The 13,971-nt window shown below is 51.8% G+C and carries 9 protein-coding genes; 6 read left to right on the plus strand and 3 right to left on the minus strand.

Annotation, left to right across the window (positions count from 1 at the left end):
* Positions 1-476: 476 nt before the first annotated feature.
* A complete protein-coding gene (locus ACVBEF_RS07835) occupies positions 477-2,351 on the plus strand; it encodes a phosphoenolpyruvate carboxykinase (GTP) (RefSeq protein ID WP_447123383.1) in 1,875 nt (624 codons plus the stop codon).
* Between the two features lie 225 nt (positions 2,352-2,576).
* Here the strand turns inward: ACVBEF_RS07835 and ACVBEF_RS07840 are convergent, their stop codons facing one another.
* Positions 2,577-2,903, minus strand: coding sequence for a hypothetical protein (locus ACVBEF_RS07840; RefSeq protein WP_447123384.1), 327 nt, complete (start codon positions 2,901-2,903; stop codon positions 2,577-2,579).
* A 427-nt stretch (positions 2,904-3,330) separates the two neighbouring features.
* Between ACVBEF_RS07840 and ACVBEF_RS07845 the strand changes: the two genes are divergently transcribed.
* Positions 3,331-4,287: a LysR family transcriptional regulator gene (locus ACVBEF_RS07845; RefSeq protein ID WP_447123385.1), complete on the plus strand. Its 957-nt coding sequence runs from the start codon at positions 3,331-3,333 to the stop codon at positions 4,285-4,287.
* 10 nt (positions 4,288-4,297) lie between these two features.
* On the opposite strand, the gene gntK is transcribed toward ACVBEF_RS07845, so the two are convergent.
* Entirely contained in the window at positions 4,298-5,851 is a 1,554-nt protein-coding gene (gene gntK / locus ACVBEF_RS07850; protein WP_447123386.1) for a gluconokinase, read from the minus strand.
* A gap of 272 nt (positions 5,852-6,123) precedes the next feature.
* Here gntK and gntR point away from each other — a divergent pair, with 272 nt between their 5' ends.
* Complete coding sequence (gene gntR, locus ACVBEF_RS07855) at positions 6,124-7,227, plus strand: HTH-type transcriptional regulator GntR (protein WP_447123423.1); 1,104 nt, start codon at positions 6,124-6,126, stop codon at positions 7,225-7,227.
* Positions 7,228-7,382: 155 nt separating this feature from the next.
* Positions 7,383-7,919 (plus strand): ACT domain-containing protein, encoded by a 537-nt coding sequence (locus ACVBEF_RS07860; protein ID WP_447123387.1) that lies wholly within the window; start codon positions 7,383-7,385, stop codon positions 7,917-7,919.
* Between the two features lie 53 nt (positions 7,920-7,972).
* On the opposite strand, the gene ACVBEF_RS07865 is transcribed toward ACVBEF_RS07860, so the two are convergent.
* Entirely contained in the window at positions 7,973-8,431 is a 459-nt protein-coding gene (locus ACVBEF_RS07865; RefSeq protein ID WP_447123388.1) for an Lrp/AsnC ligand binding domain-containing protein, read from the minus strand.
* A 173-nt stretch (positions 8,432-8,604) separates the two neighbouring features.
* Between ACVBEF_RS07865 and putA the strand changes: the two genes are divergently transcribed.
* Together putA and ACVBEF_RS07875 are read left to right on the plus strand one after the other, a co-directional pair.
* Entirely contained in the window at positions 8,605-12,417 is a 3,813-nt protein-coding gene (putA, locus tag ACVBEF_RS07870) for a trifunctional transcriptional regulator/proline dehydrogenase/L-glutamate gamma-semialdehyde dehydrogenase (RefSeq protein WP_447123424.1), read from the plus strand.
* Between the two features lie 1,320 nt (positions 12,418-13,737).
* Positions 13,738-13,941 (plus strand): hypothetical protein, encoded by a 204-nt coding sequence (locus ACVBEF_RS07875; protein ID WP_447123389.1) that lies wholly within the window; start codon positions 13,738-13,740, stop codon positions 13,939-13,941.
* Positions 13,942-13,971 lie beyond the last annotated feature (30 nt).

Raw genomic sequence — 13,971 nt, forward strand, 5'->3', positions numbered from 1 at the left:
GTCTCCGACTCAGTAGTTCTATGCCGAGTACCACGGACAAGCACGAATCGATCGAGATGCCGGACCGCATCCTGATAGTCGTCGAGTATGGCTATTTTCATATTATTCCCTGCCAAAAAAGTGGAAAAAAGAAGTTCCTGCGACGATCTCGTAATAAAGCAACGGCTTACGTAAAACCATAAATTCCTTACTACATTAGTTGGTTATTTTTACTACAAAACGCGTGTACAATAAATGCTTTCTTGCTATTAAAAACACAACATCTAGTCTGTGAACAGATGAAAAGATAACTTAATCTTAACAAAGCATTATTCCACTTCCCGTTCATTTCGGCATCGGTTGCCACTGAATTTAACGCTCGAATTTAGACCCTATTTGACACCTTAATTGTTCGACGACAGCCAGGGCCTCAGTATCGCCCGGTTGCCCCCACCCAATAAGGCGCAACAAGCATTTTTTCTTTTGGAGACAGCACCATGAATTTTCCTCAATTCAAACCCCGGTTCGCACCTGATTCCATTGCGACCATCAACCCGCCGGCCTACGTCAAACAGCAAAAGCTCATCACCTGGGTCAGCGAAATCGCTGCACTGACGCAACCGGACAGCATCCATTGGTGCGACGGCTCGCAAGAAGAATACGATCGTCTATGCGCCGACATGGTCGCCGCCGGCACGATGAAAAAACTCAATGCAACCAAACGCCCGAATAGCTATCTGGCTTGCTCCGATCCATCGGACGTGGCACGGGTCGAAGATCGCACCTTCATCTGCTGCGCCAACAAAGAAGACGCAGGACCGACCAATAACTGGACCGATCCGGCCGAGATGCGCACGACGCTAAACGGTTTGTTCGCCGGTTGCATGCAAGGCCGCACACTGTATGTCGTCCCTTTTTCGATGGGGCCTCTGGGCTCATCAATTGCGCATATCGGCGTTGAACTATCGGATTCGCCCTACGTCGCAGTCAACATGCGCATCATGACGCGCATGGGCAAAGCGGTCTACGACGTGCTGGGTGAAGACGGCGACTTTGTGCCATGCGTGCACACCGTTGGGGCGCCCTTGCAAGCGGGTCAAAAAGATGTGGCCTGGCCATGCAACCCGACCAAATATATCGTCCACTATCCTGAAACTCGCGAAATCTGGTCCTACGGTTCCGGCTATGGCGGCAACGCTTTACTCGGCAAAAAATGCTTCGCGCTCCGTATCGCCTCCACCATGGGCCGTGACGGCGGCTGGCTCGCTGAACACATGCTGATTCTGGGTGTGGAGTCGCCTGCCGGTAAAAAGCATTACATCGCCGCCGCGTTTCCCTCGGCCTGCGGTAAAACCAATTTTGCGATGCTCATCCCCCCAACCGGTTTTGAGGGCTGGAAAGTCACCACCATCGGCGACGATATCGCCTGGATCAAACCCGGTTCGGATGGCCGCTTGTATGCGATCAATCCGGAAGCCGGTTATTTTGGCGTCGCCCCCGGCACCAACGAAAAAACCAATTTCAATTGCATGGCCTCGATGCGTGAGAACACCATCTTCACCAATGTCGCCCTGACTGACGATGGCGATGTCTGGTGGGAAGGCATGACCAAAGAAGCGCCAGCGCATCTGATCGACTGGCAAGGAAAAGACTGGACGCCAACAATTGCCAAAGAAACCGGTGCCAAGGCCGCCCATCCCAACGCCCGCTTTACGGTCGCTGCGACCCAAAATCCGGTCATCGATGCGGCGTGGGACGATCCGGCTGGTGTACCGATTGCGGCCTTCATCTTCGGCGGCCGTCGCTCCACCACCGTCCCGCTGGTAACCGAAGCCCGTAACTGGGTCGAGGGCGTGTATATGGCAGCAACGATGGGCTCTGAGACCACGGCAGCGGCGGTCGGTCAGCAAGGTATCGTGCGGCGTGATCCGTTTGCGATGCTGCCCTTCATCGGCTACAACATGAGCGACTATTTTCAGCATTGGCTCAATATGGGTCGCAAGATTGCCGCCTCACCCGCAGAAATCCCGAAGATTTTCTGCGTCAACTGGTTCCGCACCGATGCCGAAGGCAAGTTCGTCTGGCCCGGTTTTGGCGACAATATGCGGGTCTTGAAATGGATGCTGGATCGGCTCGACAATAACGCCGGCGGCGTTGAGCATTTGTTTGGTACCACGCCACGGTTTACTGATCTGCAATGGGATGGGCTTGATTTCACCGAGCAGCAATTCGATCAGATCACCTCCATCGACCCCGCCGCATGGCAGGCCGAAATCGCGCTCCATACCGAATTATTCGAGAAGCTGAAATATCATTTGCCGCGGGAGTTGGAAGAAGTGAAGGTCAAGCTGGAAAAACGGCTGGCGAACTAATCGCTTGAACTGATATTTTTTAAGCCAATCAATTCAAAAAGCGCAACTATTTTGTTGCGCTTTTTTATGCGCGCTTCACATTGCCCAGGCACCAAAAAAAACCCCACTTACGCCAAGCGCCAGTGGGGACAATCCATCCGGGGAGGATGGAGGAGACAATTCGGACATACGACCAACATTGCTTAAAACCAATACTTTAAAACGTAACAGTACGACAATTCGACACTAATTACTACCTGCCAATAATCGCAGCTCAGCAGCCAGATTCGGATGGCTGCGTGCGTGATCGTTTGCCATACGCCGTGCCAGCTTGCGACCCTTCATTTTGTTTTCTGCAATCCGGCGTTCCAACGACTTATGCGGCTTAATCAGCGCTAACGCTGCACGCCACATCCCGCGCAACAACGGTTTGAAAATGATACCGATGACCGTCGCGACACCCAATCCCAGGACGGGCCAGATCATTGCCGAGGCGATGGTTGCTATCGCTTGCAAGATTGGCTGATCAAACAAGACTATTTCAGTGGAGGAGGCTAATGTAAAAAGTGACATGATATTTGTTCGACTTATTGAATCTGTTCTTGCAACTTTGGCTTGCATTTTTTAATACAAATAACCATTAGCAATATTCAAGTTAAGAATAATAATGCTCTGCTGCAGCGCAGTATATTATGACGATCCTTAGCGATCCAATGGTGAATGCGGATATCTGTTATGCGCTCGGCGCATAGCGCCATGCGCTATGAGAATAGCATTAACATTATTGTCTTTAAACAACATTTCCAGAGCATAATAATGCAGACCGCTTTCTCTTCTGGCTGATAAATGTGATATGAATGCGTTAACGGCTACCGCTTGACAGTTATAAACTTTTTCAATGCACCGCATTTTGAAACATCGGCAATATTGCGAAAATGCATCACGATCAAACCAGTATCAAAAAATGAATCCCAACAACTAACATTGGTCCACCCTACATATGAGTTTCTTGACGCTTGATTTGAATTTACTGCGCGTATTCGACGCAATAATGACCGAGCAAAATCTCACGCGGGCGGCTAACCGCCTCGCCATGACGCAACCGGCGGTATCGAACGCCTTAAAACGGTTGCGCTACTCACTCAAGGACGAGTTGCTCATCCGCACCGCCCACGGCGTCAAACCAACCCAATACGCAGAAGAACTCTGGCCTTCGGTACGGCGTGCCCTGACCGATCTGGAAACCGCCATTACGCCGGAAACGTTCGATGTTTCACGCGCCCAAACCACGTTTCAAATGGCTATGGCCGACGCGACCGCGGCGCTCTGGTTACCGTCTCTGGTCCGCACTATCGAGCGCGAAGCGCCGCAGCTCAATATCAGGATGGTGCCCCTGACCACACGCGATCCGCGCCAGATGTTGATGCGCGGGGATGTGGATCTGGCGGTAGGATTTTTTCCGGGCGTGACAGCGCAACTATCAGGCAGTCAGACCACTTCAGCGTCACCGGTCCATCATGAGCGCTTATATACGGGCCACTATGTTTGTGTGATGCGTAAAGGGCATCCGTTAGCGCAAGCGCCCCTGACCGTCGATAGCTATTGCAATGCCCATCACTTGCTGGTCAGTTTTTCTGGCCGTGCGCACGGTTTAATCGAAGAAATCCTCGTCGGCATGCATCGCAAACGACGCATTTTGCTCACCGTGAATCAGTTTTTTACCGCTGGCAAAGTCGTCGCCAGCTCCGACCTGATCACTGTATTGCCGCGTCATCTGATCGATTCAACCGGCATGACCGACGTGCTAGTCGCATGCGAACTCCCATTTCCGACGCCCGCCGTCGATGTCGACATGCTCTGGCACGAGCGTGATGCACGCAACCCGGCACACAAATGGTTGCGCGCCCATCTGGCGGCGACAGCGCATGCGAAATTTAGTGAACTCAGCGTCGAATAACGCCAAAAAACTATGCGCGCTGAAACGCCGCCAGCTCCCGATATTGCTGTTCTAACCGCTGTGGGATGGCCGCGTAAATCGGCCACAACTTCTTGTAGATCGCCACATTCGCAGGGTTCGGCACATGCCGATGGGTCGAGCCAACCATCTCGGCAATCGCGTCCAACGACGTAATCCGCCCCAACGCATACAGGCCTAAAACCGCCGCGCCGAGGCAGGATGACTCCACGCTTTCCGGCACCACCACTTCGCGATCGAAAATATCGGCCATCATTTGCCGCCACAGTGCCGAGCGCGCAAAACCGCCGGTGGCCATCATGCGCCGGGTCGGGCCAATCAATTCCTCAACGGCTGGCAAGATGCTATACAAGCTAAAAATCACGCCCTCCAGCGCCGCCCGTATCATCTGCGGTTTGCCGTGATGCATCGCCAGCCCAAAGAACGAGCCACGTGCATCGGCATTCCACAACGGCGCACGCTCGCCTGCCAGATAGGGATGAAACAGCAAGCCATCGGCACCGGGGCGGACCTGCTCTGCGATCTCCATCAAGACTTCGTAAGGATCACGCTCGGCCTGCCGCGCTTTAGCCGCCTCGTCAGTCGCCAACTCATCACGCACCCAGCGCAAAATACTGCCGCCATTGTTAATCGGCCCACCGACGACCCAATGCTTCTCGGTCAACGCATAGCAAAACGTACGCCCGCCCGGATCGGTGACCGGCGCATCGACCACGGTGCGCATCGCACCAGACGTGCCTATCGTGACCGCAACCTGCCCCGGCGCAATCGCATTGACCCCAAGGTTAGACAATACGCCGTCATTGGCACCGATGACAAACGGTGTCGTCGTCAACAATCCGAGTTGCTGCGCGAGCATCGGCGACATGCCGCTTAGCTGAAAAGTGGTCGGCACCAGACGCGATAATTGCCCTTGCGTAACGCCTGTTAATGCCAGCGCCCCGCTGTCCCACTCCAACGCACGCAGATTAAACATGCCGGTGGCCGAGGCGATGGAATGGTCCACCAACCACTGTCCGAACATACGGTGAAAGACGTATTCTTTGATCCCGACAAAACGCGCACTGCGTGAAAAAATAGCGGCATGATCGTGGCGTAGCCAGAGCAATTTACACAACGGCGACATCGGATGAATCGGCGTGCCGGTCCGCAAATAAATCGCGTGACCATCCATTTCCTGACGAATTTTGTTCGCCCATGCCCCCGCCCGGTTATCGGCCCAAGTAATACTGTTGGTGAGCGGCTGATCGTTCTCGTCCATCGCAATAAGGCTATGCATGGCGGCACTAAAAGAGACCAAAACAACCTGCTCCGGGCTTATCTGTGCCGCACTGATCGCTTGCGCAATCGTAGTCAATACAGCGGCGTAAATTTCTGCAGGATCCTGTTCTGCCATGTCGGCGACCGTGCTGAGCAATGGATATTCAACCGCATGCTGTGCGACCACCTGACCGGCAATCGTAAATAACACCGCCTTGGTGCTGGTGGTACCGATATCCACACCCAACATATATTGCTGAGCGTCCTGCGAGGGTTGAACCGACATGTTGCTTCCTTGGAGTGATGACCATCGATCAAAACATGCACGCCTGAGAGCGCAATTATTTTGAATAGAAAAGGGAGGGGGGAAAAAGAGGTGTTTCAACGCCAAATGATTAGCACGCAATTATACAAATTAAAATTGGCTAACCCTACCAAAAAAGATGAAAAATGCACTCTCAAAGCAGGTAATATCAAAGCTGTAGTCGAACAATATCAACGGGCAAAAATGAAAAAAAATTTACAAAACATATCCCAATAATGACTAAAATATCGACTCTGACAACGCGTTCGATCCCAAAAAACAACTCCCGGACCAACAAAAAATCGATCACCCCCACCCCGCCGGAAGCCATCACACTATTTTCCCCTCAACGCCGTGGGCGCGCGACAGGCAGGATCACGATTACCGACGTAGCAAAAGCCGCCAACGTCAGCCCGATGACGGTCTCGCGCACGCTGACTTCACCCGGACTGGTCCAACAAAAATCGCGTGACCGAATTAACGCCATTATCAAACAACTCGGGTATGTGCCGAATCAGGCAGCAAGCACGCTGGCCTCGGCCAAATCGCGTGTCATAGGCGTCATTGTCCCTTCTCTGACTAATGCGGTTTTTATCGATACCTTGTCCGGTATTCGCGATTGCCTGAGTCAAGCTGGATATCATTTCCTGATCGGTGAAAGTAACTATTCTTCCGATAAAGAAAGCGAACTGATCGCAACCTATCTGGCCCACGCCCCGGACGGATTTTTACTCACCGGTATTGAACAAAAAGAATCGGCAAGAGTGTTATTGGCGAACAACAACATTCCTGCCGTACGGATGTTCGATCTCAGTAAAAACGAAAATGATCTGACTGTCGGTTTTTCGCAAGAAAAGGCCGGTTACAACGTCGCCCGCCATTTTATTGAGCGCGGCTACAAACGCCCTGCATTTATCGCCGCTCAGCTTGATCCACGCGCCATGAAACGGCGTGAAGGATTTCGCAAAGGCTTGACCGAAGCCGGCCTCAATCCTAATTTTGAAGTCCTGTTACCGGTCGCATCGACGATAGAACTAGGTGCAGAATTACTGACAAAAATCCTGAAACAAACGCCTGATTGCGACGCCGTATTTTGTTGCAATGACGATCTGGCGCTCGGAGTCTTATTTGAATGCCAGCGGCGCGGGATCGCCGTGCCGTCCCAGATGGCGATTGCCGGTTTTAATGACCTGCCCTGGGCTGCGCACGCCAATCCGGCCATCACCACCATTGTCACGCCGCGCTACGATATTGGCTTCATCGCCGCCGAACTCTTACTGAAAACCCTCAAAGGCCGCCCCATCGAAAAAGCACGCATCGATCTGGGATTTGAACTGGCGGTACGCGGCAGTACCTGAGAAGCGCCATACAAAAAAAGCCATTCGGATACAAATAGTGACTTACACGATGCGGCGGCGCTGAACTTTAGCGCCGCCGCTTTGTCATTCAAATCGGCTATGTTCATGCCATGAATGAACTTTTTGCGCACTTATCGCTGAAAGAATAAATATCTATGAGGATTGTTAACCCTATCGTCAATACAACGATCATTTCCGTTGCCCTCGCCAGTTCTGCTTACGCCAAAACCGTCGATCCCATCAAACCAGCAACGCCCCCTTCTCTGCCTATGACCGCCATCACCGATCTCGATACACTGCTTGCCTCGATGAGCCCATCCGCAAGCCCCGGCTTATTTGTCTTTGTAACTGTCCCGCATGCCAGTTACGGTGCGTATGCGGCGTTAGCGCCCATCGGATCGTTTCAGGAAAAAGAAGGATTAACGCTGATTTTAGATAAAAAAACAGCGGATGAGGCCAAGCTAGCCTACGAAGGGACATTCACCATGATTACGCTCAATGTCCACTCCAGTCTTGCCGCTGTCGGACTAACGGCCGCGGTTGCCACCGCACTGACAAAGTCCGGCATTAGTGCCAACGTCATTGCCGCCTATTTCCATGACCATGTCTTTGTCCCATCGGCGCGCGCCGATGATGCTTTGGCGGCTTTAACCGGGCTAACCCAAGGTCACGCCAACAAACTAGCTCAGTAAAGCCAACCTTAGCAGCCTGATGAATACGGGGCGCTCGCGCCCCTTCACATTTCTCACCGAATCGGCAAGCGCGTAGTGTGCTTAATTTCCTCCATCACTGCATAAGTATGCGTCTCCCGCACACCCTTTAATTGCAGCAACGACTTCCCTAAAAATTCGCGGTAAGCATTCATGTCCTTGACCCGCGCCTTCACCAGATAATCAAAGCCGCCAGCCACCATGTGGCACTCCAGCACCTCAGGAATGACCTGCACGCTTTTGCTAAAGGCATCAAACACTTCCGGAGTGGTCCGATCCAGCACCACTTCAATAAACACTAGCAACGCCACATCGAGCAACTGCGGATTAAGTTGCGCCGTGTAATGCAAGATATACCCAGCATCCTGCAACTTGCGCACGCGCTCTAAACAAGCCGCAGGGGACAGGTTTACCCGTCCCGATAAATCGACATTCGATATCCGACCATCGTTCTGTAACTCCGAGAGAATTCTTTTACTGATTTTGTCGAGCATGGTGGTCATTTCCAGAAAAATTTTATTCGGTTAAATTTTCTCAATGGTAAGAAAGTTTTGATAGACCCCAGTATTACCAGAATAAATCCATCTTAATGACGCCTACAATCGGTCGATTCGAGAATATTAAGCAATTTGAGTAATTCTACCTGTTTTGCCCTCCATTTCATTGCATCTTTAACCATTTTGAGACCGCCACCATGCCGACGCAATCCTTGCAGACTTCCTCTTTGGATGCCACCACGCTTAGTGCTACGCATAGTGCAGCGCTTTCTGCTCCCACTACTGCTGCATTCACTGGGGCATTTGCGACGTTCAACGCCGAAGTCATGCGCGATCCGTCACCCTTACGCGCGGCTATTACCGCCGCCTGGCGTCGCGATGAATCACTAGCCGTGCAATGGTTGCTGGGAATGGTCAAGGATAGCCCGAGCGCGCATGCGGCAAGCCAAGCTCTGGCACGCAAGTTGGTGCAATCCGTGCGCGAAAAACGCACCCGCGCCTCCGGTGTTGATGCCTTGATGCATGAATTCTCATTGTCGTCAGAAGAGGGCGTCGCGCTCATGTGTCTGGCCGAGGCCTTATTGCGCATTCCCGATCATCAAACCGCAGATCGCCTGATCGCCGACAAAATCAGCAAAGGCGATTGGCGACGTCATCTGGGCGAGTCACCATCGATGTTCGTCAATGCCGCCACCTGGGGCTTGCTCATCACCGGCAAACTGGTCAGCACCAACAGCGAGCGGGGACTCGGTTCCGCCCTGACCAAACTAATTACCAAAGGCGGCGAACCGCTTATCCGCAAAGGCGTCGATGTCGCCATGCGCATGCTGGGCAATCAGTTCGTCACCGGACAAACCATCGATGAGGCGCTCAAAAACAGCCGCGAAAACGAAAAACGCGGTTATCGCTATTCCTACGACATGCTAGGCGAGGCAGCTTTGACCGAAGAAGACGCCCGCGCCTATTTCGCCTCCTACGAGACCGCCATCCACGCCATCGGCCGCGCCTCTGCCGGACGTGGCATCAAAGACGGACCGGGTATCTCGGTCAAATTATCGGCGCTGCATCCGCGATATTCCCGCGCCCAGCAACAACGCACACTGACCGAACTATTGCCACGCCTGAAGCAATTGCTATTACTGGCGAAACACTATGACATCGGCCTCAATATCGATGCCGAAGAAGCAGATCGTCTGGAACTCTCGCTCGATTTGATGGAAGCGCTGGCGTTTGATCCTGAACTGGCCGGTTTTCAAGGTCTCGGTTACGTGGTGCAGGGCTATCAAAAGCGCTGCCCGTTCGTGATCGATTATCTGGCCGATCTGGCGCGTCGCAGCGGTCAAAAGTTTATGGTGCGACTGGTCAAGGGCGCGTATTGGGATGCCGAAATCAAACGCGCGCAAGTCGACGGCATGCCCGGTTATCCGGTCTATACCCGTAAGATTTACACCGATGTGTCTTACCTCGCCTGCGCCCAAAAATTACTGACTGTCACTGATGTTATTTATCCACAATTTGCGACCCACAACGCCCACACACTGGCGACTATTTATAGCTGGGCGCAAGAAAAAGGAATCACCGATTACGAGTTTCAATGTCTGCATGGCATGGGCGAAACGCTCTACGATCAGGTCGTCGGAAAAGATAACCTGGACAAACCATGCCGGATTTATGCACCGGTCGGCTCGCATCAAACCTTGCTCGCTTATCTGGTGCGGCGCTTGCTCGAAAACGGTGCCAACTCGTCGTTCGTGAATCAAATTGTGGATGAAAATGTGTCCATCGACATGCTCATCGCCGACCCGCTGGAAGCAGCTCGCAAGCTGGGTGGTGAACCGCATGCCAATATCGTTCTCCCCCGCGCCCTGTATGGCGCAGAACGCAAAAATTCCGCCGGAATTGATCTCAGCAACGAAAATGTTTTGCGTGAGATTGACGCCGCATTTCAGCACTTTGGCAACAATCAATGGCAAGCCATGCCATTGATTGCCGAAGGGCGACATAGTGGTGACCGCGCCACCAAACTAGCCCAACCGATTCTCAATCCCGCCGATCATCGCGATGTTGTCGGTAGCGTCATCGAAGCCAGTGCTGAGGAAATTGAATACGCCCTGCATACCGCCACTTTTTATGCCATGGAATGGCAAGCAACCACGCCTGCCGAGCGCGCCGACATGCTCATGGCCGCTGCCGACCTGTTCGAAGAACATCAACTTGAATTCATTGCGCTAGCCATCCGCGAAGCCGGAAAATCACTACCGAATGGCGTTGCCGAAGTCCGCGAAGCGGTCGATTTTTTGCGCTACTACGCCGCCCAGATTCGTCCCACGCAAAACACGTCGGCGCTCGGCCCGGTGGTTTGTATTAGCCCGTGGAATTTTCCATTAGCCATTTTTGTCGGTGAAATCAGTGCATCGCTTGCCGCTGGCAATGTGGTGCTGGCGAAACCCGCCGAGCAAACACCGTTGATCGCAGCCCGGGCCGTACAACTATTGCATCAAGCCGGTATTCCACGCGCAGCCTTGCAATTACTGCCCGGGCAGGGTGACACCGTCGGGGCCAGACTGACAGCCGATGCACGCGTCAAAGGCGTAATCTTTACCGGCTCAACCGAAGTCGCCCAAATCATCAATCGCACGCTTGCCAAACGCGCAGTAGAAGAGGGTGTCGATCTGCCCTTTATTGCGGAAACTGGCGGCCAAAATGTCTTGATCATGGATTCCAGCGCCTTGCCCGAGCAAGTCGTAGTCGACGTGCTCAGTTCCGCCTTCGACAGTGCTGGTCAACGCTGTTCGGCATTGCGGGTGTTGTGTCTGCAAAACGATATTGCCGAGCGCACCATCCACATGCTCAAAGGCGCGATGCAAGAATTGCGGATCGGCAATCCCGACCGTCTGGTAACCGATATCGGCCCGGTCATCGATGCCGAAGCGCAAGCGCAATTGCTGGCCCACATCGCCAAAATGAAAACCACGGCAAAAGACTTTTTCCAACTACCGCTGTCCGCCGAACAAGATCACGGTACCTTTGTTGCACCGACCATGATTGAAATCGGCTCGCTAGCTGAATTGGAACGTGAAGTGTTTGGACCGGTGTTACACGTATTACGTTACACCCGTGCTGAATTACCGCAATTAATCGATGAAATTAACGCCAGTGGCTATGGTTTAACGCTTGGCGTCCATTCGAGGATTGATGAAACCATCGATTTCATCTCCCGTAGTGCGCACGTTGGAAATATCTATGTCAATCGTAATATCGTCGGCGCGGTGGTCGGCGTCCAACCGTTTGGCGGCGAAGGAAAATCAGGTACAGGACCCAAAGCGGGCGGCCCCCTGTATTTGAAACGTCTGCAAAAAGATCCCATCGTCAATTTGGGCGCGCACACCATCCATGAGGCCAACGCGACAGTACGCGCGGTGAGCGAAGAAACCTCCGCACTACAAGCATTATTAAGCTGGGCAAAAACCCATGGTCATCAACGTATAACAGCGCTAGGTCAGGAATATCTGCACCATAGCTGGCTGGGAACCTCAATGGTCTTGCCTGGACCCACTGGCGAGCGCAATACGCTGGCATTTGCCCCCCGTGGCGCAGTCTTATGTAGCGCCCAGACCGTGGCGATGATGCTTAATCAACTGGCCGCCGTGCTGGCAACGGGTAATACGCCGGTAATCGAAGCGTCGGCCTCAGCATTGATTCCGAGCGGATTGCCACCGTCTGTACGCGCATCGATACAGATTGTCGACTCCGTCAATAGCAATGATGCCAGCGCCATCGCACTGCATCTGGCTTTGGTCGATAACGCTGATCTGGCACGCTTGCACCCTTTACTGGCAGCCCGCGACGGTGCATTGGTGCCAGTGCTGGGAACATCTGAATCTGTACCGATTCCGCTCTGGCGATTAGTCGCTGAACGGGCTTTGTGCGTCAATACGACAGCGGCGGGGGGAAATGCCAGTTTGATGACGTTGGAAGCGTAATTTCAAATAGGTGAGGTTTTCTGCTTTTGCTTGGTAGCAGCCTTGCACTATTATTTTTTGCATCGTTTTTGGGGCCTCGTAGATGACGATGGCCCTTTTTTTATGCCTACAGCCCACTTTGCAAGCGAGTCCTCCTTCAATAACGCGCCAGAGAGTGCTGAAATCGGACCGTGTCAGCCCTTGCGAGATAAATACCATCGGTGCTCTATCAAACGTCAGTAATGCCGTGGCGGGCGTTCTGGCGAAAATAAACGACAGATTGATTCAAGCCGGGAAAGTAGGGATTGGCACAACATCCCCTCAGATCAGCTCTACACGCCGCTGGCGGCATTACACCTCCGTTTCCAGAGCGTTGAATGCGCATGAGATTTAAAAGCCGCTAGCGGGCTCTCGTTTGAGATTATGGCTGCCTCGAACATAAAAACCAGTCAAGAAATCGATTGTTCTTTTCTCAAGCTTAAATCGATGATCCTACATTTAGCCCCATGGTTGACGCATTAGTTGGCAAGCGGCTGGCCTGTTGCACAACCCGGCACGACCTCCTTTATCCTGTCCTCAACGCACAAAGACCGACTTTCACCCCTGTTTTTTAGAACGTTCATTCCTCATACAACGCGGTTTACTGGGTAATTTCGGACTTTGCGCCACCGATACCGAAAAACACCGCTCAAACATTCACCGCTATTTGCGCTCCTTTTCTGGCATATCAACGCGCCGGTTCTGTTTACCCAGGCCTGCATTTCATCATGCATTCAGCGCCAAATGTGGATAAGTCTGTGGATATCCCATGTATACGATGGGGATATCACCTATTTTTTTAGCACGCATTTTTTTGTTCAACAGCTATCCATTGTTGATACAGCGTTTACTCAAAGGTTATTCAAACGGCAAATGCTTGTTTACAAATGATTTTTAACTCTTATCCACAGAAAGAACAGTCGTTAACTATTATTACTATTTATATTTTTCAATCATTAACTAAAACAAATAAAAGCGGTTTTTTCTAAAAATTCGCCGGATAAAGTCCTCTTAAAAGATAAGATTCTTTAAAAATCAGACCTGAACCCTAGGTTTTCACGCTGTTTTATAAAACACCAGCCAAAATCCCCCGTATCAACGCCCTTGTTTTAAAGCTTCTTTTGAAAAAATTCTGCATCCAATACCGTTTGAGCAGCCTGTAGACACCTATTTTCAATCACAACATTGCCCTTAAAATCGTTCTGGCAGCCTGTGCCTCGACTTAACTGTCGTAAATCCGCTATTTTCAGACTCAAAATCACGATTTTGTGGATAACTCTGTGAATAACAATGGGATAAATTGTGACTAGCATCCTATTTATCCCCGCTCCTCTTTTTTATGCAATCACTATGCGCTTTCAGTACAGTCATTCGCGTGCTCTTATCCAATCTATAAGCGTTTGTTTACAAAAAGAAAAGCTGCGTTATCCACAGAAAATAGGGTTGTTTACTATCACTACTATTTATGTATATAAACAAGTAAACAAAACAGAAGAAGAAGCTTGAAAAATGGCTGGCTATTTGAGTCGTCTAAGA

The organism is Glaciimonas sp. GG7 (genome assembly GCF_052976905.1).